Annotated in this window: 22 protein-coding genes; all 22 read left to right on the top strand. The window is 52.4% G+C overall.

The features are described from left to right. Nucleotides 1-9: 9 nt before the first annotated feature. Complete coding sequence (locus tag C162_RS33730; protein ID WP_143804315.1) at nucleotides 10-1,395, top strand: hypothetical protein; 1,386 nt, start codon at nucleotides 10-12, stop codon at nucleotides 1,393-1,395. Then, nucleotides 1,396-2,280: a hypothetical protein gene (locus C162_RS33725; protein ID WP_036702431.1), complete on the top strand. Its 885-nt coding sequence runs from the start codon at nucleotides 1,396-1,398 to the stop codon at nucleotides 2,278-2,280. Next, entirely contained in the window at nucleotides 2,262-3,089 is an 828-nt protein-coding gene (locus tag C162_RS33720; RefSeq protein ID WP_036702429.1) for a hypothetical protein, read from the top strand. The genes C162_RS33725 and C162_RS33720 overlap by 19 nt, the downstream gene beginning before the upstream one ends. A 14-nt stretch (nucleotides 3,090-3,103) precedes the next feature. Next, nucleotides 3,104-4,570, top strand: coding sequence for an ATPase, T2SS/T4P/T4SS family (locus C162_RS33715; RefSeq protein WP_036702427.1), 1,467 nt, complete (start codon nucleotides 3,104-3,106; stop codon nucleotides 4,568-4,570). Further along, a complete protein-coding gene (locus C162_RS33710; protein WP_036702426.1) occupies nucleotides 4,548-5,531 on the top strand; it encodes a hypothetical protein in 984 nt (327 codons plus the stop codon). Before C162_RS33715 ends, C162_RS33710 begins: the two co-directional genes overlap by 23 nt. Continuing rightward, the gene (locus C162_RS33705) at nucleotides 5,528-6,409 is read left to right on the top strand and encodes a hypothetical protein (protein ID WP_036702424.1); all 882 of its coding nucleotides are present in this window, start codon (nucleotides 5,528-5,530) and stop codon (nucleotides 6,407-6,409) included. Before C162_RS33710 ends, C162_RS33705 begins: the two co-directional genes overlap by 4 nt. A gap of 25 nt (nucleotides 6,410-6,434) precedes the next feature. Continuing rightward, a complete protein-coding gene (locus tag C162_RS33700) occupies nucleotides 6,435-6,653 on the top strand; it encodes a hypothetical protein (protein ID WP_036702422.1) in 219 nt (72 codons plus the stop codon). Nucleotides 6,654-6,674: 21 nt separating this feature from the next. After that, nucleotides 6,675-7,154, top strand: a complete 480-nt coding sequence (locus C162_RS33695) for a hypothetical protein (RefSeq protein WP_036702420.1) — start codon at nucleotides 6,675-6,677, stop codon at nucleotides 7,152-7,154. A gap of 32 nt (nucleotides 7,155-7,186) precedes the next feature. Continuing rightward, nucleotides 7,187-7,675, top strand: coding sequence for a hypothetical protein (locus C162_RS33690; protein ID WP_036702419.1), 489 nt, complete (start codon nucleotides 7,187-7,189; stop codon nucleotides 7,673-7,675). A 21-nt stretch (nucleotides 7,676-7,696) separates the two neighbouring features. Then, a complete protein-coding gene (locus C162_RS33685; protein WP_036702417.1) occupies nucleotides 7,697-7,933 on the top strand; it encodes an EsaB/YukD family protein in 237 nt (78 codons plus the stop codon). Between the two features lie 4 nt (nucleotides 7,934-7,937). Continuing rightward, nucleotides 7,938-8,774 (top strand): DUF5050 domain-containing protein, encoded by an 837-nt coding sequence (locus C162_RS33680; protein ID WP_036702415.1) that lies wholly within the window; start codon nucleotides 7,938-7,940, stop codon nucleotides 8,772-8,774. A gap of 12 nt (nucleotides 8,775-8,786) precedes the next feature. Further along, nucleotides 8,787-12,680 carry a type VII secretion protein EssC gene (essC, locus tag C162_RS33675; protein WP_051494130.1) on the top strand — a complete coding sequence of 1,298 codons (3,894 nt, stop codon included), beginning with the start codon at nucleotides 8,787-8,789 and terminating at the stop codon, nucleotides 12,678-12,680. 35 nt (nucleotides 12,681-12,715) lie between these two features. Further along, nucleotides 12,716-13,042 (top strand): WXG100 family type VII secretion target, encoded by a 327-nt coding sequence (locus C162_RS33670; RefSeq protein ID WP_036702413.1) that lies wholly within the window; start codon nucleotides 12,716-12,718, stop codon nucleotides 13,040-13,042. Between the two features lie 33 nt (nucleotides 13,043-13,075). Further along, nucleotides 13,076-13,366, top strand: coding sequence for a WXG100 family type VII secretion target (locus tag C162_RS33665; protein WP_036702412.1), 291 nt, complete (start codon nucleotides 13,076-13,078; stop codon nucleotides 13,364-13,366). Nucleotides 13,367-13,510: 144 nt separating this feature from the next. After that, nucleotides 13,511-15,625 (top strand): peptidoglycan-binding protein, encoded by a 2,115-nt coding sequence (locus tag C162_RS33660; RefSeq protein ID WP_036702411.1) that lies wholly within the window; start codon nucleotides 13,511-13,513, stop codon nucleotides 15,623-15,625. A 48-nt stretch (nucleotides 15,626-15,673) separates the two neighbouring features. After that, the gene (locus tag C162_RS33655) at nucleotides 15,674-16,981 is read left to right on the top strand and encodes a hypothetical protein (RefSeq protein ID WP_036702410.1); all 1,308 of its coding nucleotides are present in this window, start codon (nucleotides 15,674-15,676) and stop codon (nucleotides 16,979-16,981) included. Nucleotides 16,982-17,031: 50 nt separating this feature from the next. Then, nucleotides 17,032-17,841 carry a copper amine oxidase N-terminal domain-containing protein gene (locus tag C162_RS34925; RefSeq protein ID WP_051494129.1) on the top strand — a complete coding sequence of 270 codons (810 nt, stop codon included), beginning with the start codon at nucleotides 17,032-17,034 and terminating at the stop codon, nucleotides 17,839-17,841. 10 nt (nucleotides 17,842-17,851) lie between these two features. Next, complete coding sequence (locus C162_RS33645; protein ID WP_036702408.1) at nucleotides 17,852-20,569, top strand: hypothetical protein; 2,718 nt, start codon at nucleotides 17,852-17,854, stop codon at nucleotides 20,567-20,569. A 29-nt stretch (nucleotides 20,570-20,598) separates the two neighbouring features. Further along, nucleotides 20,599-22,746 (top strand): hypothetical protein, encoded by a 2,148-nt coding sequence (locus C162_RS33640; RefSeq protein ID WP_036702406.1) that lies wholly within the window; start codon nucleotides 20,599-20,601, stop codon nucleotides 22,744-22,746. A 25-nt stretch (nucleotides 22,747-22,771) separates the two neighbouring features. Next, a complete protein-coding gene (locus C162_RS33635) occupies nucleotides 22,772-23,368 on the top strand; it encodes a pentapeptide repeat-containing protein (protein WP_036702404.1) in 597 nt (198 codons plus the stop codon). 221 nt (nucleotides 23,369-23,589) lie between these two features. Further along, nucleotides 23,590-24,045, top strand: coding sequence for a hypothetical protein (locus tag C162_RS33630; protein WP_036702402.1), 456 nt, complete (start codon nucleotides 23,590-23,592; stop codon nucleotides 24,043-24,045). A 53-nt stretch (nucleotides 24,046-24,098) separates the two neighbouring features. After that, a partial coding sequence (locus C162_RS33625; protein WP_036702401.1) for a hypothetical protein occupies nucleotides 24,099-24,289 on the top strand: 191 nt, incomplete at its 3' end.

The raw sequence follows: 24,289 nt of genomic DNA, 5'->3' as shown, positions 1-24,289 counted from the left end.
AGAGGATTGATGATGAGGGTACTTCTACTGGCTGGTACAGGTCACGGGTACATCACTGCCCATATCGCTGATCCGTGGACAACTATGAATGACGGAGGCCTGCGGGTCCGGGATACAGCCGGGTTATTGCAGAATTCCACGATTCCCGCACCGGAAGCTGTTGTGATTACAGACGAAGGATTGCCGGACGGACTGGCTGCTGACAGGGAGTCTGTTCATAATCTGTTAGAGCATCTATCCCAGACCCGGGAAGACACTCCGGTAATTATATTAACGAGAGACCCGCGTCAGAGAGAAGCATGGTCATCCCTTGCAAGACAATATCTGGGGCTCAGTGTTCTTGAATATCATACACCCAGGCTGCCAATCGCATTGGTGAAGCAGGCTTTGGCACAGCTTGCAGATCGTCTGAGGAATAATGGGTTAGGATCAGGCAGCCTAGAAATGCGCTTCACGCCAGCCCGGGAGAGTGAACCGGGTGAGCTGAAGGGCAAGAAGCGTTCTTTCCTGGACAGATTCCGTTCCAAAGGCAAGGATACAGAAGCCCTCCAGTCCACTGATTCGCTCTCCCGGGAACTGGCGAACATCAGCCGGGGGATGAGCCGGGTAGTGGCGGTGACCGGACACCGGGGCAGCGGGCTGACGAGCACCGCAGTCAATCTGGCGGCAGAAGCTGCAAAACGCGGACTGAACACTATTCTTGTGGATATGGATACTGAATACAGAGGGATTAACTTATATTTCAGCGGATTTGATGAACAGGCGCACAAGGATGAGCATCTGGGGAGTTCCTTGATCCGGATGCTGGCGAAGCCGCAGGATTACAGGACCAATGCTTTTCCGGTCCAAGGAAATCTATGGATGACTACACTCAGCTACGGATTCCAGGACAAGCGGGCGATTCAGCAATTCTACACCAGCGAGAAGCTGGCCGGATTGTTATCGGCTCTGCGGAATAACTTCAACCTGGTCGTACTCGATCTTCCCCTGGATGCCATGCGGCAGATGGAGAGTGCGCTGATTCATATGGATACCTTCGGACTGTGTGTTCCTAACAACCTATATTCGGTGCTAAGCACCCTGCGGAATATTGAATTAGTGCTTGAACGGGATTCTGCCGCCTATCTCAATGCCAAGACCAAAGTTATTGTCACCCGCTATAATCACAGCTTCCGTTATCACGGTGACCTGTTTACCCCGGAGAAGGTCGGTGAGCTGCTCGGCTCGGGCCTCAGTGACAGCTTCCGGTTTGAACCGGCACTGGCCGGGTACGTGCCTGCCAGTGCCGGATTTGACCAGCAGATCGAAAGTGATATCCCGATTGTGAATAGCGGACCGGAGTTCGAGCGGGCCTTCGGCACCATACTTCTTAGATTGATGGAGGGTTCGGGGTAGATGGATATCAGAAGTGTAAAAAATGTGGCTCCCAACCGGAACCTGTTGAAACGAATAGTTGCAGTACTGTTCAGTCTGACCGTCATTGTCGTCTCATACATAGTCATCACCAACGCGAGCCAGGATGCCCGTGATACGGTAGAGGTGCTGCGGCTCACAGAAAAGGGAGGGCTGCCCGCCTTTACGGTGCTGACAGAGAAGCAAGTGGAGACCTATAACATTATCCGCACAGAGTATACATCCGATATGGTGCTGGCGGACAAGCTTCCTGAAGTACTGGGCAAGTTCACGAAATATTATATTCGGGATAATAGTGTGCTGTATGAGGATCAGCTGCTGGATGAGAAGCCGGTCAAGAATGAATGGCTGTATAAGCTGGGTGAGAAGCAGGAAGTCCTCACCCTGCCCTACAACTTCCTTGAGGCTGGCGGAGACATTCTGATGCCGGGAGACCGTGTCCGTATCCGGGTGTCTTACAATGTGGAAGAAGCTGCAGCTTCTGGTGCAGGAGGCAATCCCAATGCCGTATTCAACCCCTCACAGTCCTCCGTTACGAAGACCGAGATTCTGTTCGACAGTATTGTCATCAAGGATATGCTCAACGCCAACAGCCATTCGATCTATGAGGTATACAAGGAAGTGCTGAAGCTGAGCGAGGACAAGCGGCAGGAGGTTATGCGCAGCGACGATTTCCTGAAGAGCATTCAGCCCAAGGCTCTGCTGCTGGAAGGCTCAGGTGAGGAGATTAATAAGTATGCCAAATACAAAAGCCTGGACAGCAAAAGCTTTCTGATTACGATGCTCAGCAGAAGCGGCAGCACGGTAATTATGGATGAGCTGCCTACACTGCAAAATGAGGTGGAATCATGGATCGAAAAGAAGTAAAAAAACTGGAGAGCATCTTCCGCAAGATATCCTCTAAGGAGCTGGTAGGAGCCGAGTTTCGGGACAGCCCGCTGATCTATAGTGTTATTGGTTTCTTGCCGGCCTGTGAAGGGACAGATCAGGCCATGCTGATCGGCAATTTAGGCTATCTGCTGGCACAACAAGGCTTCAACACCTGCATCGTGGATTTTAAAGTGTTCAATCCGAACCTCTACTATCTGTTTGGTGTAGATCCTCCCGCCAGAGGAAAAGGGCTGATCCGGGTGCTCAAAAGCGATAAAGCGGATATGCGTGAAGATATTGATCCTACTTCTGAGGAGAACCTGTATCTGCTCTCCCCCAGTCCCTATGATCTGCTGGAGGAATACTTCGAATTTGGTTTCGCGCATATTGAACAGGTATTATCCACACTTAAGGGAATGTTCGATATTATCCTGCTGGACATTCCATATAATCCTCCACTCGAATTCTGTACGGGGGCGATGAAGCACTGCCATATCGGATATTTTACAGCAGCCGAGCGGATCGAGGCTCCGGGCAATATGACCAAGCTGCTGGACTTTGCCGCTTCCATTGGCATCAGCACAGCCAAGTTCACCAGTGTGATTATGATGAACCTGCATGAGATCGGGCTGGATTATAAGGTGTTCAAGCAGATGGGCTTTCAGATCGCAGCAGCGCTGCCCTTTGTGAAGGCCGCAGCGGCGTACACCCAGGACGGCAAGCTATATGTTAAAGATCATCCTCTGCAAAATAAGGCATTCATGAAGGAAATGAACCGTTTGCGGGATTCCATTATTAATCAGTGAAGGAGGCCTGAGCCTTGCTAACCCGGGCAAAAGTAAGTGAAATGCAGCAGAAGTTCTCGCACCACAGCACTCAAGCGGAAGATATGGATGCACTCAAAAATAAATACACCACCATCAGCTTCGAGGAAGCGCTGGAATTATGCCAGAAATATATTAGCAAGGCAGCAACGAATGCCTTCCGCCGGGAGAGAGACCCGATCCGCAAACGGGAAATGACCCAGGGGTATATTATGGAGTTTGTCGATTCCCAGAAGCCTAGTGTGGAGGAATATGGCGGTTTGCAGTCCCTGAAAAATGCGCTGATTAACGAAATCACGCATTATGGCCCGATAACCGAGGCCATGGAGGACCCGCAAATTGACGAGATCCGGGCCAACGGGCCGGAACAGATCTTCGTGGAGACCGGCGGCAAAACGCTGCGCTGGGACCAGCATTTCACAGACCGCGAACATATGGAGCGTATCATATCGAAGTTAATTGGAGTGTCCAAGATGCGCCTAACACCGAAGGTTCCGATGGTGAATGCCCGAACGGTGGAAGGGTACCGGGTGAATGCCACGCATGCGGAAATCTCACCCTATGAGCTGCCTGCTTTTGTAATCCGCAAATTCAGCAAAAAAAGTCTTACTCCAGCCATGATGATTCATGAACAAAGCTTCTCCGTCAATATGTTCCGGCTGCTCTCCCTAATTCCCAAAGCAGATCAGTCATGGATTACTGTAGGACCAACCGGTAGCGGTAAAACTACGCTGAATGAAGTGCTAGTGAAGCAGATTCATCCGCTCTCCCGGATTATAACCATTGAGAATCCGTCCGAGATGCGGCTGCACCGCCGGGAAGGTGGAGAATTCGGCCCCATCATCAATGATGTGCTGCAGTACGAATCCGTGCCTGAAGAGGATGATGCCAGCCCGGCTACCATGGAGAATCTGCTGATCAATGCGATGAGGCAGTCTCCCCATTGGATCGGGCCGGGCGAGCTGCGGACCCCGGGTGAATTCGCGACTGCGCTGCGGGCGGCACAGACGGGGCATTTCTTCTTCACCACACTTCATGCCGAAGGGGATGAGGAGGCGATCTACCGCTTCCTGACTGCCTATCTGATGGTGTCGAATGAACCTGCCGAGCTCGCCTTGCGCAACATTTGCAGTGCAGTCAAATTCGTAATCTACCAGGAGAAGCTGGCTGACGGTACCCGCAAGGTCACGTCGATATCTGAGATTCTGGGGTCTGAAGGCTTGAAGCCGCTGATTAATCCGATTTATAAGTTCATCTATGATGATGTGGTGGAGGAGGCGGGCGGCACAAGGGTTGTCCAAATCATCGGGCGGCACAAGCGGGTGGGCAAGCTATCCCTGCGTGCCCAGGAATCTATGCTCAAGGCCGGCATTAAGCGCAGCCGGTTTGAATTCCTCACCCGGGAGCCCCTCGATGACGAAACGGAGGGTTATGCATTCGATGAATGTGAACTTACTCATTAGTCTGCTGCTCGGAGCTGCGGCCTTTGTGCTGTTCAATACGATCTTCCAGGTCCGCTTCTTCGAGGGCTCTCTTCACCGCCTGTTAGATATGCTGGACACGGTGGCCGACCATCTTGGTAAATACAATACCAAACGTTACGTTGCCCGGATTAAGCGGGAGCGTATTGTCAAGCGCAAGGAGAACCCGATCGCGAAATATAACCGGCTGGTGGAAGGGCTGATTCTGGATTTCAACCTCCCGGTTACTCTGGAGAGCTTCACTTCTCTGCTCTGCATTTCTTTCGCGCTGGTAGCCGTGGTCATTGTGTTCTTCATGAATAGTGTAACGTTGTCGGTAGTCGTAACCATCTCCATCTTTGTCGGCCTGATGACCTGGTTCGTGATGCAGTCCAAGATTATACGTGCCCAGGATATCGAAAATATTATGGACGCAGAGGATCTGATCTGTCCGCTGGCACGTGACGGTGTGCTGGTCGCGATCAAGAAGGTGATGGAGAGTGACGAATACATCAGCCCTAACATCCGGGTCTATCTCCGGCAGTTCATTGATAACTGCGAGAATAACGGATATAGCTTCAGGCAGGCCATCACTCTGCTGAACCGCCAGCTCGGTCCTAAGTTCGATGATTTTACGAAGAAGGCGATTGTGTTTGAATATAACGAACGCAAGGGAATGGCCGACATTTTCCTGGATATTGTAGATGAGAATGCGGTACTGAGGGAGATCAATGCGCGTAAGGAGACGATTTTCCGTAAAATGAACCGTGATTTCCTGATGAAAACCGTCATCGTACTGCTATTCTTCATCTACGCTCTGTCCATTGACGGATTTCGCGAATTCATGCTGGATACGCAGGCTGGCAAGCTAATTAATACCATGATGATCTGTGTAATCTGTCTGAGCTTTGCACGCACCCAGGCGCTCCAGGGTAACCTTGGGGGAGGAAGTGACCGTAAATGATCTTTATTGCCAAGGTGTGTGCCTTAACGTCCATTCTGTATCTGATTAAGCTGTTTCTCCTGCCCATGCTAAAGCCGGTCAGCGGACGAAAGAAGAAGCGCGCACGCCGGTTCATGAACGAACGAAAAAGCACGCAGCTGAAGCAGCGGGTAGCATTGTACAAAAAGAACTTTGCCCTGAAATATATGACAGGCTTTGTAGGCACCGCAGACCGCATCCGCTTCCGCAAGATGATAGACCGTCTGGAGCTGCTGGTCCGGCCGGAGGAGATTAGACTGAATCAATTGCTCTATGCCTCGGGCGGAACGCTTCTGGCAATCGTGCTGGGCAGTGCAAACCGGCTGCTTGGCTGTGTGACCGCCATCTTCATTCTGCTGGGCTGGATCTATCCGGTCAAGAGTCTTGAAGAACGTATCGAGAAGAAGAACCGCAATATCTCGCTTGATTTTCCTGCCTTTTACAGCATGGTCTACTACCAGTACTCCAAATCCATCAATATCTATCTGGCAGATGTGATCCGGGATTACCTGCCTCATGCGGGCCAGGATATGGCTGAAGAGCTGGGTGTGATGCTGGACAATATTGAATACGGCGAGGAATACGCGCTGAAGCAGCTCAAGAAACGGGTTCCCATGCGTTATGTCATCAAGTTCTGCGACATCATGGAGACCCGCCTTAGAGGCTATGACAATGTCTCCCAGATGGTGTACCTCAAGAATGAGGTCAATCAATTTAGGGTGGAAGCACTGGAGAAGGATCTTCTGCGGCGTGAGCGCAGCAATGCCCGAATCAAATGGATACTGATCATCATCCTGTTTGTGTACATTGCCATTTATTATCTGTTCCTGGTCAAGGGTTCACTGGAAATGTTTCAATAAATTTTATATTCGGAGGTTGAACAATATGGAGAAGAAATCGGAAAACGTGGCTAAACCTAAGAAGAGTCAAGAGAGCTTTTGGACAGAAGAGCGCGGGGATATCGGGGTGAAGCAGATTGCACTTACCGTAGCGGCCATCGTCATTATCGGTGCGGCCATCGTTATTGTGCAAGGAAATCTGGGAGCCTGGATCAGTGACATTTGGGATCTCTTCATGAAGCAGATTGAGAAATTCACACAGTAATCTGAAGGAGGTACACCAGCAATGCGGGGAGTCGCAAAATCCTTTCTGGTCGCGATTGTGGTGGCAGCCAGCATTATGGTGTTCACCAATCTGGTGTTCTTCTTCCCATGGTACATGACACTGGTCATCGAGACCTTCAACCTGTCACAGGTCGCTGCCGAAGATAACTATATCAAGCAATCCTATTATGATGATGCGCTGAAGCGTCTGAAGGAGCGTCCAATCTACCGGGAGCATCCGAATCAGATCGAGGTCGAAGCATTGAATGAAGATAATGGCAGGGCTGTCGGCAATGACGACGAGACAGTCTATGCCAATGCGACCGAGCTGGAGAAGCCCTACCGCCAGCGGGGAGAGCCCGTGACGGTCACGGTACGCGCAGTTTATCCGCTGAGCGTTAAGCTATGGGGGGAAGAGATCCGCACGGAGATTCCCGTGTCTTTTTCGCTAACCTCAGTCGGGCTGAAGCACTATAAGGATCTGGACTATTATTTCGATTAACTCATTCGGATGAGAAGCGGGGACTGAAGGACTTGAGAACAATCGCTGTGTCCATTCTGATCGCTGTGATGCTGTCCATCCTGATTGCACCGCTGACAGAAGTGTTCAACATTTCACGCGAGCAGATTGTACTGAGTACGGCGCTTAATAATGCGCTGCGCTCAGCGAAGGACCGGAGCCTGGTCTATGAGAAGCTGCGGGGCCTGGACGCGGAGGTGGATGAAGAACGTTTCGCGGAGTACTTCGCTGAAGCGTTTGGTGCAGCGATGAAAGCCGGGCTTACAAGCAACGATGGAGGTCAGCTAACCTTCGCAGGGGAGCAGCAGGCGATACAGGTAACCCTTGAATTTAGACATGAGCCTGAGGCATGGAATGGGCGGGAAACTACTGAAGTGCATGTCCTGGCGGAAGTACCTTATGTGTTCAAGACAAGATATTTACGCCTGGCCCGGGAAGCCGGGCAGGATGTGGATTTCGTCATGACAGGCGAGCGGATGACCGTACTCTCTGTGAAGAACTAGGGAACGGAGGATAGGATTCTTATGGAATATGTGATGGTTACGCTGAAGGCAGGAATGGTGGAAGCTGATCTGAAGCTGCCCTCGGAAATCCCGGTATCTGAACTGCTGGAGATGCTGGAGGAGCCGCTTGCGCTGAAGAAGCCGCAGAGAGGGAGACTGCAGGCAGAGCCGCTGGGCCGTATTCTGGAGAGCGCACGTTCACTTGAGGAAGAGGGTGTCAGCCACGGCGCGCTGCTGACGCTGATAGGAGAGGAATGACAGCATGAATGATAATATTGCAGGCGGCGGACTCCTGTTACAGACTCCGGGTGTGTACTGCATAACGGATCTATGCGGGACGCTGGAACCGGAACCGGGAACTTATCTGTTGAGCCGGGATGAAGAAGGAGCTGCAAGGCTGCCCGGAATCCTCTGGTTCATGAATGAAGCGGGCGGGTTGCTGTTCGCCAGTGACCAGAGCCGTGGTAATGCCTTGTGCAGAGTGGATACGGGAACGCTGGAGCTGAAAGTACTGCTGCATGAGCCTTGCCGCGAGATCAGGCTCAGAGCAGGCTGGCTGTTTTACATTAATGAAAAGGATGGAAGATTGTACCGTTGTCTGCCGGACGGACGCAAGACCGAATGCCTTACGGACAGTGTGGTGCAGTGCTATACGATCTTGGGAGAACAGCTCTATTATGCTTGCGCACAAGGTATTTACAGTTGTCCATTGGAGGGTAACCGCTCTACCCGGCTGACTGAGGGAGGCGCTGCTTATCTGCAGTACTGCGGAACGCGGCTCCTGTATGCGGATCTGATGAATGGACATGCCTTGACGCTGCTTGATCCGCTGTCCGGTGAGCAGAAAGCCTACCCGGACCTGATTCCGCTCAGCATGATCAGCGAAGGTGGTTACATCTACTGCTGCAATGCGGGCAATGACGGATCGATCTATAGGCTGGATCTGAAGTCTGGTGAGAGCCTGCGCATTTATGGAGAGCGTGCGGACCGCGTGCATAAGGTAGACGGGCAATTGTTCTTCATTCATCAAGAGCTGTGGTACACCATGCCAATGTCAGGCGGACAAGAGGTTCGCTTTCAGGCAGACAGAAGTCGTTAAGGGGGGATGAAGATGGCAAAAGTATACGAATTCAGCCGCCAGCCCAGATTTTTGCCGGATATGCCTGGCGGTGAACTGGAAATTCCTAATCCTCCACATGCCTATGCTAAACCGGAGATCGCTTGGATGGCCCTGCTGGTGCCCCCTGCCGTAATGCTCGTCATTACCGTGCTGCTGGCACTGACAGCCCAGTCTATGTATATGATGCTCTCCATTGCCATGACGGTAACCACGCTTCTGTTCTCATTCACGGGTGCAGCGTCGCAGATTCGTAAGTATAACCGGCAGAAGAAGGAGCGGGAGCAGAAGTATCTGCAATATATTGCCGATGTCCGGGCCGAACTGTCACTGGCCCGGACACAGCAGAGTAAGGCGCTGCATGAGATGAACCCGGAGCCTGAAGCCTGTCTGCATAGACTTCAGCAGCATGACAGCAAGCTGTGGGAACGGATGCCGGTTCACCAGGATTTCCTCTCCTTGCGGCTGGGGGTAGGCAGTGTGCCGTCCGCCTTACGTATCGTATACAACAAGCAGGCAGTCGTGCTGGAGAATGACCCGCTGCTGATGGAGCCGCACCGGCTGGCGCTGGAGTTCGCCAAGGTTCCTGATGCACCGGTTACGGTTAACCTCCTGGAAGCTGAAATCTGCGGCCTCGCAGGAGAGGCAGAGCGAACCCGGCATCTGCTGCAGCAAATGGTCCTGCAGCTGGTGACGCATCACGGATACGATGATGTGAAGCTCGTGCTGCTGGTGCCGGAGGAACGTGTTCAAGATTGGAGCTGGCTTAAGCATCTGCCCCATGTGTGGAATGAGGATTTCACCACCCGTTACCTGCTCTGCGGCCGGCCGATGGCCCACCCTGTGCTGGGTGAATTACAGGAGATTCTGAGGGAACGGGAGCTGCGCACGGTGCCCGGGAGTTTGCATCCGCATTATGTCTTTATCATTGAAGATCCTTCGCTGCTTGAGAATGAACCTATCTACAATTATCTCTATAACGGGAATTCCCGGCTTGGCGTATCCTCGATGTTCATTGCAGCCAATAAAGCCTATCTTCCGATGAACAGCCGCGTAGTGATCCATATGAACAGCAAGAGTGCCGAACTCGCGGACAAAATATCGGGAGTCAAGCTGACCTTCTTGCCCGATCAGGTGAATACGAGAACGCTTGAACAGTCGGCCCGTAAGCTGGCCCCTCTGCGTCTGCGGTCTACGGGAGCAGCGTTTGCTCTTCCTGCTTCGGTCACACTGCTGGACATGCTGGGGGTCCGTACCGTGGAGGAATTGGATTTCCCGTCCATTTGGAGCCGCAACAAGACGTTCAGGGGAATGAGTGTCCCTATCGGTGTACGCGCAGGCGGAACCGCATTTCGTCTGGATCTGCATGAGAGCGGGCATGGCCCCCACGGCCTGGTTGCCGGGACCACGGGTTCAGGCAAAAGCGAGCTGCTTCAGAGCCTGATTATTTCGCTGGCGATCCACTATCATCCGCATGACCTGGTCTTTGTCCTGATTGACTACAAAGGCGGCGGGATGGCCGATGTATTCCGGGGGCTTCCGCACCTGGTGGGGACGATTACCAACCTGGGCGGGAATGAGACGAACCGGGCGCTGCTCTCCATCAAAAGCGAGCTGCTGCGCCGCCAGCGGCTGTTCGCCGAACAAGGGGTCAACAATATCGACCGCTATCAGAAGCTGTATCATAACGGAGGAAAGGAACGCGGCATGACGCCTATCCCGCATCTGATCATGATCGCCGATGAATTCGCGGAGCTGAAGCAGGATCAGCCCGACTTCATGAAGGAATTGGTCAGTGCCGCGAGAGTAGGCCGAAGCCTGGGGGTACATCTGATCCTGGCTACGCAGAAGCCGGCAGGAATCGTGGATGATCAGATCTGGAGCAATGCGAAATTCAAAATATGCCTGAAGGTCCAGGATGAAGCGGACAGCAAGGATGTCATTAAGCGTCCGGATGCGGCCATGATCAAGGAACCGGGGCGGGCGTTCATCCAGGTGGGGAATGACGAGATCTTTGAGATGTTCCAGTCGGCTTACTCTGGAGCGATGTATGATCCTGGCAACGTGCAAAGGCATCACCTCCGGCACAAACGCATTTACCGGCTGCAGCTCAACGGCAAACAGGAGCAGATCTATCCGCTGGATGAAGAGAAGCTGCCTGAGATGGAGGTGCCAAGCCAACTGGAGAGCGTGGTCAAATCGCTGGCAGCTTCTGCCCGGAGCGCAGACATTCACCCGCTCCCCGGACCCTGGCATCCTCCGCTGCCTGAATCGGTAGATTTAGCGGAATTGTATAAGGCTGACGGGGGCTGGAAGGAAGCTGGCGGCTGGCCGGCAGTCCAGGAGACGCTGAGCATCCCCGTCGGACTTGTAGATGACCCGCGCGGGCAAAGGCAGGAAGCGTTGATGCTTGATTTGGCCGGGGAAGGTAATCTCTTCATCTACGGGGCGCCGGGCACGGGCAAAACGGTGCTGCTGAGAACCTTATGCTTGTCAGCGGCGTACCGGTATTCACCAGATGACGTACATTTATACTTAATGGATTGCGGAGGCTCTTCGTTCAAAGCGCTTGAAGCGCTGCCCCATTGCGGGGGCGTGATGACGCTGGAGCAGGAGAAGACTATTCTCCAGTTCACTAAATTCCTGTTTCGCACCATGAATGAGCGCAAGCGGATTTTTGAAGACAGCGGGGCGGACGGCTTTGCCGATTATCGGGCAAGGATCGGCAAGCTGGCGTCAGTGGTGCTTGTGATTGACAACTATTTCGCCTTATCGGAGACCTATGAGGAGCTGGATGAGCAGATGGTGGTGCTGGCGCGGGAAGGGACCAAATATGGAATCTATATGGTGGTTACGGCTACCAATGCTTCGCTTGTACGCTATAAATTCGCTATCAATTTCAAGAATGCCATCAGCCTGCAGATGACAGAGAAAAGCGAATATGAAATGATTGTCGGCCGCACGGAAGGACTGGAGCCATCACGCGCTGGCGGCCGGGGACTTGTGCGCGGTAAGCCTCCGCTGGAGTTCCAGACGGCATTGCCGCTCCTGCCAGAGCAGAAGCATGGAGGAGTGGAACAGTGGATACTTCATCTGCGTAAGCAGGCAGACACCGGGTTGTTAACGGAAGCACCGCGGATTCCGGTGATGCCAGCATCCATTGATATCAATAAGCTGAATGAGGCTTGTGCACTCCCGGAAGGGCGGCTGGCGATTGGACTATCAGATGGCGACCTTCAGCCTGCCATCCTGGATCTGGACACAACACCTATTGTCATGGTAGCCGGAGATCCCATGTCCGGTAAAAGCACACTGCTGGTGTCATGGATCACACAGCTTCTTAATCGGTCTGAGAAGAGCGTTATCTATGCGCTTGATTCAGGGAGTATGGGAATTTACAGTGTGCTAGGGCAGCCTGGTGTAACGGATTTGACAGCCGTAGATGATATGTATGCCTTCGCAGAAGAAATCAAGAATGAGCTTGAGGGCAGACGCCGCTCCCTGCTGGAGGTCAAGAGCAGCGGCGGTGCAGCCGAAGAGCTGTTTGCCTCATGGCCGCGTATCGTCTTCGTCATTGACCGGCTTACGGAGTTCACGAATGGTGACCTCTATGCCTTGAAAGAATTGCTGGAACGAATGGTAAAGCAGGAACGGGCGCTTAAGGTTGCCGTTATTGCCGGAGATAACACCTCCGAGCTGGCCGGGAACTGGGACGGACTCGGGAAGGCAATCCGCGAGGAACAATGCGGACTTCAGCTGGGCAGCCTGAAGGATCAGAATCTGTTCAACGTCCGGTTGCCATACGGTGAGAAGGAGAAGGAGCTGGAGCCGGGCGATGGCTACCTGATTCTGAAGAATAAATACTCGGGTATTCGTACGGCTACTTAGGGCCTTCGAATGACCCATTTGAGGAGGTGAGCTTGTTGCCTACGCCGCAAGAAATCCGCCGGCAGTCAGGAAATGTAAGCAGTGCGGCGGAGGATATCCGCCGGGAGCAGAGTAAGAATGACAGCAGTGCCGCTCAGAGCAGCAGCTGGTGGAAGGGCGGAGCCGGGGATACTTACCGCAGCGAGTATCAGGAGATTACCCGGGATGTAACCCGTTTGCTTGGACATATGCGGGAGCTGCAGAATCAGCTGCAGGCCCTGGCGGGCGCTGTTCAGCGGGCTGACGATGAACGCAGGGCGAGGGCGAAGGCCGAAGAAGAGGCACGCCGCGCGCTGGCCGCAGCCGCTGCGAGGAAGAAGTAACGGCAATAGATTCCACGAAGGGAGGTGAATCGAATGGTGAAACAGGTATTCAGTCCTGAGCAGGCTAGAAGTGTTGCCAGTTCCATTAAGGCTAAAGGCCAAAGTGCTAAAGATATCATCAACAAGCTGGATAGTGAAATTAAAGCTGCTGAAGCATGGTGGCAAGGTGAATCCTCCAAGGCCTTCATTGAGGAATTCAATCAGTTGAAGCCGTCGCTCGACAAGCTGGTCGAGTGTGTGAATGGCATCAGTATGCAATTGAATAAGGTTGCAGAGATCAAAGAACAAAGCGATCGCGATATTGCCAGCCAGCTTCGCAGATAGAAGCAGGCGGAATATAGGTATAGGCGGCCGGAAGCTTAGGCTTCCGGCGCGGCTATGCTTGTCATACATAACTTCAGCATACCAGACCTCATGAAAGTGATGGTTCAGATATAGAAGTGAAGCAGGCGGAAGGAGGCCGGGACAGTGTCGCAAGAGGTTGACCGTACAAGGCTGACTGAGCTGTCGGCCGGCTTGAAGCGGATGGGCCGGGAGATCAGCGGGAGCAGCAATATGCAGAAGGCAGCAGGCCAGGCTGCTGCAAGAACCCGCGAACGATATACAGAAGGTTATGTGCAGTCTGCTGTCTATAGTGTGGAGAACCTGCTTAAGCAAATCAATTCGCTGGCGGGAACGCTCTCCACTGAGCTGGACCGCAAAGCGGCTGCGCTCATCTGGGCAGCAGATCAGTATCATCGGGAAGAGAAGCAGTCTACCATCAGGCTGGAGCGAATATCTGTCATAAAGCAGAGTGCACCCGGTATTTCCCAGAACAAAGGCTCAGCTGCAGCCTCCAAACCGGCAGCTCTGATACTGCCGGAGGGGATCAAAGCACTTTCTTCCAAGCTCTCGTACAACCCCGATGTCTACAGTAAAGAGGTGCTGCTGCTGCAAAAGTGTCTGACTGAATTAGGGTATCCGCTTGAAGCAGACGGTTATTTCGGCAAGCAGACCAAGCAGGCTGTAAATGCTTTTAAGAAGAAATATGGACTGGGCAATACAGGCAAGGATGCCGGGATCGTAGGCGAGATGACCTGGCTCTACTTGTTCGGCGTCATTCAGGGCGGGCTGAAATATAGCCCTCATGTGTACTCCGAGCAGGTGCGGATCATGCAAATCCGGCTGCGTGAGCTTGGCTATGAGGTTACGGTGAATGGCCGTTTCGACGCCAAGACGAAACAAGCGGTGAATGCGTTTAAGGCCGCTAATCATCTGGGCAATACAGGCGACGTGGCCGGTGTCGTAGGCCCGCACACCTGGAAGAAGCTGTTCAGTGAGCTGAACCAGGCTGATTCTTCCGCCGGAACGGGCAGCAACACGCTCACGGAGACGCAGCTTACGGACCTGGCGATGGGCGTGATTTTTGGCAATGAAGGCAATTACGGTACTGTGGTTCCGGACGACGGCGGCGGCTTGAGTGTCGGGAAAATACAGTGGCACGGCGAACGGGCCAGAGATCTGATCCTGCTTACCTTCAAGAAAATGAATATCACGCCATCCCAGGGAGACTATGAAGCCAAGCTCAAGAAGCATCTGCCTGCCAGTCTGGCGAAGGATCTCATCAAGTACGCCAAGCAGGATAAATGGTGGTATACCAGGGTGCTGAGCTTGAAGGAGAAAGAAGCGCTTGCCGCCTTATTGACGACCAAGGCAGGGAAGAATGCACAGGATGAGCAGGCCCGCAAGGATGTTCAAGTCTATCTGGATAGCGGGGAAAAACTCGGCATTACCGATCCCCAGGCGTTGGTCTATTATGCGGATCTTAAGAATCAGTCGCCGCGCGGAGCGAACCGGGTGGTGGAGGCGGTGCTTAAGGCGGGTCTTCCGCTGACGCTCAAGAATATTCATAATGCAGCATTGAAAGACGAGGTCATGGGCAAATATACCCCCCGGCGCAACAACACCTATAAAGAAAGCGCAGCGCTTCAGACTCCCTCCGGGACTCCGCAGCTGCCATCCAAGCCGAAGCCGGAAGCACCTGACGCTAAGGGCGGTGTAAACGGCGGCAGTACCGGGAATCCCCCTGGTATTGACAAATTTCTTGCAGCCGCCGAGCTGGAACTGGCTAAGGGCTTCAAGGAGCATGTCCCCAAAGGCAAAACAAGCGGTGACAACAATACGCCTTACGGCAAATGGTATGGGATGAACTACCAGCCCTGGTGTGCGATGTTCGTCTCTTATATCGCTAATGAAGCCGGAATCCTGGGCAATGTGGTACCCAAATATGCAAGTGTTGAAGCCGGGAGACAATGGTACATCAAGCAAGGGCGTTATAGTAAACGCTCCTCGGGATACACGCCGAAGGCTGGAGATGTTATCTTTTTTACCCGCAGCGGGCAAAACCATACAGGCATCGTCACCGGCTATGACAGCAAGTCCAAAACCGTATACACCATTGAAGGCAATACGAAAGATAGGGTTGCCCGGCGTTCCTATAAGCTTACTGACACCTATATCGTGGGGTATGGCAAAAATGGCGGAGTTACAGAAGGGCAAACGGACGGCAGCGCAGAATCGGGCAAGGGACATAGTACGCGGTGACAGAAAGTTCAGTAGTAGCAGTAACTCTTGGAAGGGAGAAATAGCCATATGAAAAAATGGTTTTGGATGATAGGCTTGTACACCGCACTTATGATTACAGGCTGCGCACGGACAGATAAGGCTACTTTAGGAGAAACGGGGCAGTCAGCCACGCAAAGTCCGGTATTGGAGACCGCTGCTCCCAGTCCTTCAGCAGTCCCGGCCCATAGGGTTATTACCGATGAGCAGAAGAATGGAGAAGATGGTATGTTCCAACTGGGAATGACTCTGGAAGAAGTGCGCAAACAATTGGAAGCTGAAGGCATAGACGACAGCAATGAAATTGAGAATGCAGGTGATCCCGCCGACTGGAATCAGGGACATCGTACCGTTATGACGGACCGAGCTGATTTCACATTCGATGAGAATGAGCGGCTCTACATCATTGATGTGACCGATGATTCTCCTACAGCAGCAGGCCTCAAAATGGGAGACGCGGAAGCGGATGTCGTTCGGCTGTATGGGGAAGATTCCCATGCCTATGAGCTGCCTGACGATGGCGGACGGGTCCTGGAATATGTAATGAATGACCATTACTTTACGGTGCTGCTGCAGCAACAGAAGGTTGGCGGCTGGGGGGTCTCTTCTTATAAGTGGGAGACGAACAGTCCCGTTACGGAGAGCTATGATCAGGTGAAGCCTGCCGGAGATGATGAAGGCACTGCACTGAAAGAGAAGCTGTATGAAGAGTTGCAGGCAAATATGCAGAAGGTTGCGCAAAACTCTGATGATTTGATGGCCGCCGTGCTGGCTTCGGACCGGATTCGCGGGCTGCAGAGCATTATGTCCATCGTGCTCAGCGATGCGGAAGTAGAAGAGATGCTGGATCAGAAAGAACAGGTTCAACCGCTGCTGGGCGACTCCGTGATTTATACCGGCTATTCGACGCAGGGCGTGCATCTGATGGCGATTCTGTCGCCAACTACGCCGGGGAATGAGAAATATAAAGCTGCGATGAACAAGCTGCGCGGCAAGGAGGATGAATATGCCTTCCTGTCTGCAATTGCAGAGGCGTCAGATGAACGTTCGCTTGAAGTTGGGCTTGATTTGTATGCAGAGGATCTGACAGACTCGCGGAAGGAGATCAGGCTCAGCTCGATTGCCGTCTCGGACAGCAGTGACGGGACTAAGCAGGTGACTCCTTTTACCGGCAAAGAGCTTGAACCTCTCCTGACCCAATACGGCCGCAAGCACAGTGCAGACCTAGTACTGGCAAGCGGAGACTGGCACGCCTTCGGCTTCATGGGCACGCTGATTAACGATCCTGTAATTACGATAGAGTTAGACGGGGAGCCGGTAATTCTGCAGCGCCAGTAGAGGAAGTATAGCTAAGGCTTGTCACAACCCCACTTGAGGAGGATATGAAGATGAAAAAAATAACAATCTTGTTCACAGCCCTATTCCTGTTAATCTCGCTAATGCCTGTATCTGCACATGCCGCCCAGTCTGTCCGGGTGGTGGTGGACGGCTCCAAAATCAGCTTCCCGGATGCCCAGCCATTCCTCGACAAGCAGAACCGGGTGCAGGTGCCGGTCCGTTTCGTGAGTGAAGCCCTCGGGGCGAAGGTGGGCTGGGTTCCGGCTTCCAAGACCGTAACGGTGGAACTGAACGGCAAGAAGCTGGTGCTAGTCATCGGGAACAGACAATTTACGCTGGATGGCGCCAAGAAGACGATGGATACCGCTGCCCTGATGAAGAACGGTAGAACGTTCGTGCCGCTGAAGTTTGTCAGCGAAGGGCTGGGCGTAGGCGTGAACTGGGACCAGCGGGTTAGCACCGCTTATATTTCCACGGATGGCAAGACGCCTGTTATCAGCTCCGCACCCGCTAAGGGCACTCCTAAGACCTCCAACGGATTCACTTATTATACGGATACAGGCTCTATGCTTCAGGTTAATTCTTCTACTGAGAATCCTCCCAAGGGCAAGGCCGTCCTTGTCATTCTGGTCGATTTCGAGATCGAGGGTGCTGATTATGCCATGCAAATGAAGGAAGCAGAAGCGATTATGCGGCAAAAGATTGAGCCGGCTACTGTAGATGCCATGCTGGACTATGTTGCTCCAAAGAAGACAGTAGAGTATAACCTGCCCTTTAGAACATTTGAAGATGCAAAATACAAAATTAATGTGTCTTCTACCGAATATAACGCGCTGGTTTTTACTATATACAGAAAATAGGTGTAGATGGATGAAGAGAGCCCTGGTTCTAGCCATACTATCGGTCATTTTTGTCGCTGCCGTCTTCCAAATGGATACCTATTCGGATGCACGCGGGAAGCCGGCCACTCCGGCCGAAGTGCTGAAATTCGCCAACGAAGATTACCTGGACTTATATGGTGTGAAGGATTACTTCAAGGAGGAGACCTCCAAGGGCAGCTACCGGAAGGATCTGCTGCAAAAAAGGATTGCTTCAGGTGCCGAACGTTACTATGAAATCGTCTACGGGACCAGTCATGGCACCCAATTGGACGGAGGGCTCTATGAATATTCCGGCTATACCCGGGAAGGCAACTCGGTACCGACAGAGAATGTTCCCTGGTTCGCCGGGTGGAGCGGGACGCAGATTCAGAATCTCTCCCTGATTAAGGAATCCTGGGAGGATGATGCCGTTCAGCAAAAATTCAAAGTTAACACAAATAAATTTGACCGCTATCAAAACACTAACAACTCAAAGCTCACCGCCTATCTCACAGACGGGACCTTTGAGCAGGCGATTATCGAGGGCTTGAATATTGAATACGGCGGCAACCATACGTATAAGGATTTCATGTACCGTAATCAGAATAAAGAGCTTCAAGATAAGAAGGTCTATACCAACAACGCCACTCCATCCAAGGGTGGCAAGTGGATTGACTATGTTCATGTGCTCCAGCCGCCCACGTATTTCTCGTGGGGGTATGGCACCGTCTATATCTCCCATAACAGCGGGAATATCACGTATTTGGACATTCCGATTGCACCGCTGGCCTTGATTGAGCAGGAGTACGATATAAAGACTGAATTTGAACAGCTGCCGCTGCAGGCAGAGGCCGGTGAACAGGTGCAAGTACAGATCCGGGTGGATTCATCTTTTCCTGAAGAGATCAAGACTCCCTTCCGTTGGGAGATTATTCAGGTGAGTACAGGCAAGGCCATCGATAGCTCTTCGGCGAAGCTGACGTTCACCGGTCATGCGCAGAAGGGTAGCGGCGAGCTTGTCATTCCCAAGAACGGGGAGCGCCTGCTGAAAGCCAGCTTCAAGATGCCAGGCAGCGATGTGCGTATCAAGTTCAGCGTGAACCCGGAGGGGAAGAACCCCAAGGAGAAGCAGATGGCTAATAACGTGCTCGATTCGCATCCGATCGCCGTCAAGCTGCTGCAGCCGCAGCCGCTGGGCTATAATGTGCTGACCCGGCAGGTGGAATTCCCGATCTACGGCGGCGTACCGTTAGTTGCCCAGTTGTACTTACCCCGCGGAGACTGGATCAACAAGGCAACAGGACAACTGAATGTGACCAATGCGACACCGGATGTATTCCGGCAATATAATGTGTCGGGCAATCCTGTGGTGGATGATCCGGGGAGTCGTATTTCGCGCCAGCCCATCGTCAGCGCGGTGATTGACCGCAAGGATTTCGGCGATGACCCTGAGCATGGCAAATGGCTCAATCCGGCTAATCCATATTCCCCTGCGGTAAAAGAAGGCCGGGTGGACTTTCAAGGCGGAGTGCAAAGAAGCTATGAGTATGAAGTGACGAGCTGCAGCAATGGCACTTGCACCACACGGACAGAGACCGATACGGCAATCGCCAGCTTCCCGCAGGGAACGGACCGGAAACTCTATGAAATGTATTTCTATCATGGACGCAAAGAAGTACCGGAGCCTGTGATAGACAGTAAGATCGGGCAGAACACCGGGACCGCTCTATCCAAGAAGTTGCTGTGGAGAACCGAACCGTATCCGGTGGATGTCATCCGCTGGATGTACCATTTAGATAAGAATAATCAAGCATACAAAGCTGTAGCCGTAAATGGGCAATACAATCGTTCGTTCACGCAGCAAGGTACTGGTGAAATTGCCTGGAGTGCAACCAGTCCGCAGCTCCAAGAATATCAGACTTCGCGGACAGCAGCCAAAAATGGACAAGCAGGTAAAGCAGGCTATGACAAAGCGGTGTTCGCCACGGACCGGGAATTGCAGCGCTTCAACTATCCGCTGAAGTCGGGCTACTATTTTAACCCGGCAGGGTCCTATTCCTTCAAGGTAAAGACTGTGGTGTACAAGCCGGTCAAGGACGATACTGAAGATCATAAAGAGCTGGTGCAGCGGGTCATTGATTCTTTCCGTTATGAGAATGACCTGATCTATATCAACAATAAAAAGATCGCCGTGAACCTGAGCAATGAGCCGCTTGCCAAACAGGGCGGAGGTTTTGCCCGTAAGACGGGCATACTGACTGCCGCGAGTCCAAAGGGTGTGAATGGCGAAGTGCTGCTGGCCGTAATGGACCGTAGTACAGATGACAGCCGCTACAGCAAAAAGGTAGTGGAGCTGGAGCATTCACAGGACGTAAAGGGCGATACCCATGAATACTGGAAAAAGGTGATGGAAGGCTATAGCCAGTCCTCTACGGCTGGAAGCAATACGGCTTTTGAATATAAGGAATTCGTAAAAGACGGGCAGAGCATGTATCAAATTACGGAAGAGACCCGCGTTACGATTGTGATCAACCCGAAGAACAGCTATCTGTATACTCATGCCAATATGGCGGACGGTGAATATCCGATTAAAGTGTCGGTTGGGAATGTGGAGCTTGGCAAGAGCAAGCTGGCCTATCGCACTCTAGGCTCCATTCAAGGTATTACGGCACTGGACGGCATGACCATCACAGTGAAGGGCTCCATGTTCGACGACTTAAATAACTAGACGGCGGATTTGTACTCAGGAGGTGAAGCATGCAGCAGCAGGTGGAGATCAAGCGGATACTGGAGCTGGAGCAGGGACTGAAGCGCTTGAACCGCATACTGGAAGATCGTGTCACCGATATGGACAGAAGCGTTGGCGGTTTGGTCCGTTCGGTGCAGGCTGCTTACCCGGAAAGTTATGTGCAGTCTCCCTCCCGCGAGGCGGTCCGGTTGCTGCAGGAGTTGGTGCGGGAGGCACAATCGCTCACTGACCGGTTAGAGCGTAAGCAATCTGCATTACGCTGGGCGGCCGGGCAATATCAATCTGCTGAGACGAAGGCGCAGAGTTTGCTAAAGACTACACCCGCCTTCACCTGGAAGCAGGCAGGCAGTATGTTCAGCCGATGGCTCCAAGGCATACGGGACCAGGCAACGCGTGGGATTCAGGATGTCCTTCGTCACCCGCCCACGCTTAGCGGCATGATTCAGAATCTCCTACTGAACGTCAGAGACGCTTCGGTGGATAGACAATTGCACCCTTTTGAAGCAGATGCAGTCATCTCTGAGCTGTTCCAGCAGAGAGAATCCGGCAGTCCCGCCGAACAGCAGCAGGCGCGGGAACAATTGTCCAGGATTGCTGAGGCGTTGCGGGAAATCGGGCGCAGTCAAGCAGCCTACTCTGTCTATGAGAAGTATGGGAACAAGACCTATATGAAGTCTGCGAATGAATATGCAGAGCGTCAGCGGGAGCTGCTGCAGAAGCTGGGCGTGGATTCGGCCTTCTATGCGAAGACCGACCTGCGGACCCAATACAAGGGCTCCCCCTTATCCGCCTGCACGTATAACCCGCTGTTAGCGGACGGTTCGGCAGTGCCCGCCAGTGATGAGCTGCGGTTCGCCATCACGTTAGGACTGGTGAATGAGAACTACCGCGCGTGGGCGAAGAGTCATTATAAGGACATTGAGGCGGCAGTGGTTCGAGCGGAACAGATTCGCGAGCTGGAACGTCAGGTTGCGGAGTATAAGCGGCTCCATGGGCCGCCGATGACGTTGCCGGACGGCACGCCAATCACAGCGAAGAACAAAGAGAATGAGACGACCTTTGCCTATTTTAAGGACAAGGTCTATGATCCCAGCAAACATTCCGAAGTCATGTATACCGCCTATGACAGTTGGCTGGATGACACCTACGGTATGACCAATTGGCGCAAAATAGTGGTGCAGGCGGATCAGGTAACCCAAGCCTTCGTAGGCGGCCTGATTAAATCTACAGTGATGGGAGCCGTGGACACCGCCAAGTTCGCTTTTGACTTCGTCATCGACCCGGAGAAGACGACTCAAGAAACGATCGACAAGGTGAACTATCTCGTCAATCATCCCGAAGTTCTGGTGGATGCAGCGAAAGCCATGTACCATAACTTTAATGAAGGCACCCTGGAGCAAAAAGCAGAAATGCTCGGCAACGCCGCGTCCATCCTCGTCCCGGGCGTACCTATCGCCAAAAGCGGCGTGGTCGGCAAGGTGGCCGACGCGGTGATGGACCCGCTGACCGATGCGGTGAAGAAAGTGCCGGATGCCTTGAAGAACTGGAATTTCCCAGGGATGAACCCTTACCCGAACCGTTTAATTCCGGCAACGCCGGGCGGCCCCGGTCCGGTCGAAGTGCCGGGGCGGGTGTGGCGGAGTCAGGGGCCAGAAGGAAAGCATGATGCTGGCGGTGATTTTAAATCCAGGATAAATGATATCAGAGAGTCAGCACCCAATTACTATAAAGAATTAATCGATAAATACGGTCATGAAGGAAAATACTTTTCAAGATCTAACGATGAGTATGAGAGTCTCTCTAGAGATCCTGCACACGATTTTAAGATTAGTGAAAAATCAGAAATTGAAAGAATCGCAGGTTTGGAATTAGAGATTCGAAATGAGTTACCTGGCCCAATCAAAAGAGACCCTAATCCTAAAGGTGCTGAATTTATTGATGCCAATGGACAACTATGGGATGTAAAAGGTTGGTATTCTAAATATGCACCTAAAGGGTATTCACTTGAAAAAGCAATGCAGGATATTAGAAAATCGTTGGCAAATGGAGAAAACGTTATAGTGGACACAACTAAAATGTATCCAGAGCACATAAAGGAAGTAAAGATTGAACTAGAGGCTGCGAAGCTAAGTGATAAAGTCTTGTGGTGGCCCTGATAGTAATTTACTAAGGAGACACGATATGAACATTACAAATCTTATAGAGAATCACAAGACATGGGCAGCATCCAATGGGCAGTCCGGTGAGAAGATGGATATAGAAAAAGCATCACTGAGCGGACTGGTTGTACCTCATACCAATTTGAGTGATGCAATTATAGTAGAGTCAGATTTCAAAAAAATCGTTCTGCACTATAGCGATCTGGCCGGAGGATATTTTCTGGGGTCGGTTTTTGATGAGGCTGATTTGTCAGACAGTATGCTCAGCAAGGCGATCTTTGAATATGCTTCCATGAAGCATTGTGTAATGAGGCATTGTACAGCCATCAAAGCGTCATTCGATGATGGGGATCTAGTATATGCTGATTTAACCGGAGCAGATTTGCGCCGTGCTTCTTTTCAAAGAACTAATTTGAGTCATGCCTGTTTTGATGAAGCTGACTTGTCCTATGCTCATATGGATGGCGCGCATTTGTATCATACGACATTCGTAAAGGCGAAGGGTGTGGACTTCATCCATGCCGACCATATCTATATTGGTAGTGAGGATCACCCTATTAAGCTTGAGGGAGAGGATGTTAACCGGTGGTTGTGCACACAAACCGTAGAATCTAAATAGCCCGGAGGCGGGACATTCTTATGGATGAGGTGGAATTGCTGGGATTTGGATGCCGAGAGGTGGCAGTTTTTCCAAAGGGATTTCAAATTCTTGTTTCCTTCGAAAAAATAGGTTTCTTTATATTTTGATAGATACATCTGATGCCAGACTTCGCTGGGAATTTTTAATGACATGAATCTAGAACAAACTGTCAAAGGGGAATTGTGCTCAGGAGGTGAAGCATGCAGCAGCAGGTGGAGATCAAGCGGATGCTGGAGCTGGAACTGGGACTGAAGCGCTTGAACCGTGTGCTGGAGGAACAGGTCACGGGAATGGACAGAAGCGTTGGTGGTTTGGTCCGTTCGGTGCAGGCTGCTTACCCGGAAAGTTATGTACAGTCTCCCTCCCGCGAGGCGGTCCGGTTGCTACAGGAGTTGGGACGGGAGGCACAGTCACTTAGTGACCGGATAGAACGCAAGCAATCGGCCTTGCGCTGGGCGGCCGGGCAATATCAGTCGGCAGAATCGAAGGCGCAGAGTCTGTTAAAGGCTACACCGGCCTTCACCTGGAAGCAGGCAGGCAGCCTGTTCAGCCGGTGGCTGCAAGGCATACGGGATCAGGCCGCCCGTGGCATTCAGGATGTCCTTCGTCATCCGCCTACTCTGTCTATGAGAAGTATGGGAACAAGGCCTATATGAAGTCTGCGAACGAACATGCGGAGCGCTAGCGGGAGCTGCTGCAGAAGCTGGGCGTGGACCCTGGATTTTATTTAAAGACTGACCTGCGGACCCAATACAAGGGCTCCCCCCTATCCGCCTGCACCTATAACCCGCTGTTAGCGGACGGTTCGGCAGTGCCCGCCAGTGATGAGCTGCGGTTCGCCATCACACTGGGGCTGGTAAATGAGAAATACCGCGAGTGGGCGAAGAGTCATTATAAGGA

Source organism: Paenibacillus sp. FSL R7-269 (assembly GCF_000517865.1).
Taxonomy (GTDB): domain Bacteria; phylum Bacillota; class Bacilli; order Paenibacillales; family Paenibacillaceae; genus Paenibacillus_AQ.
This window is presented reverse-complemented; position numbering and strand designations above follow the sequence as displayed.

Coding starts and splice junctions, on each gene's coding strand:
- C162_RS33700 (WP_036702422.1), top strand. CDS start 6,435: ATGGAGAAGAAATCGGAAAACGTGGCTAAACCTAAGAAGAGTCAAGAG.
- C162_RS33640 (WP_036702406.1), top strand. CDS start 20,599: ATGCAGCAGCAGGTGGAGATCAAGCGGATACTGGAGCTGGAGCAGGGA.
- C162_RS33645 (WP_036702408.1), top strand. CDS start 17,852: ATGAAGAGAGCCCTGGTTCTAGCCATACTATCGGTCATTTTTGTCGCT.
- C162_RS33655 (WP_036702410.1), top strand. CDS start 15,674: ATGAAAAAATGGTTTTGGATGATAGGCTTGTACACCGCACTTATGATT.
- C162_RS33705 (WP_036702424.1), top strand. CDS start 5,528: ATGATCTTTATTGCCAAGGTGTGTGCCTTAACGTCCATTCTGTATCTG.
- C162_RS33710 (WP_036702426.1), top strand. CDS start 4,548: ATGAATGTGAACTTACTCATTAGTCTGCTGCTCGGAGCTGCGGCCTTT.
- C162_RS33635 (WP_036702404.1), top strand. CDS start 22,772: ATGAACATTACAAATCTTATAGAGAATCACAAGACATGGGCAGCATCC.
- C162_RS33680 (WP_036702415.1), top strand. CDS start 7,938: ATGAATGATAATATTGCAGGCGGCGGACTCCTGTTACAGACTCCGGGT.
- C162_RS33725 (WP_036702431.1), top strand. CDS start 1,396: ATGGATATCAGAAGTGTAAAAAATGTGGCTCCCAACCGGAACCTGTTG.
- C162_RS33730 (WP_143804315.1), top strand. CDS start 10: ATGATGAGGGTACTTCTACTGGCTGGTACAGGTCACGGGTACATCACT.
- C162_RS33630 (WP_036702402.1), top strand. CDS start 23,590: ATGCAGCAGCAGGTGGAGATCAAGCGGATGCTGGAGCTGGAACTGGGA.
- C162_RS33685 (WP_036702417.1), top strand. CDS start 7,697: ATGGAATATGTGATGGTTACGCTGAAGGCAGGAATGGTGGAAGCTGAT.
- essC (WP_051494130.1), top strand. CDS start 8,787: ATGGCAAAAGTATACGAATTCAGCCGCCAGCCCAGATTTTTGCCGGAT.
- C162_RS33695 (WP_036702420.1), top strand. CDS start 6,675: ATGCGGGGAGTCGCAAAATCCTTTCTGGTCGCGATTGTGGTGGCAGCC.
- C162_RS34925 (WP_051494129.1), top strand. CDS start 17,032: ATGAAAAAAATAACAATCTTGTTCACAGCCCTATTCCTGTTAATCTCG.
- C162_RS33720 (WP_036702429.1), top strand. CDS start 2,262: ATGGATCGAAAAGAAGTAAAAAAACTGGAGAGCATCTTCCGCAAGATA.
- C162_RS33665 (WP_036702412.1), top strand. CDS start 13,076: ATGGTGAAACAGGTATTCAGTCCTGAGCAGGCTAGAAGTGTTGCCAGT.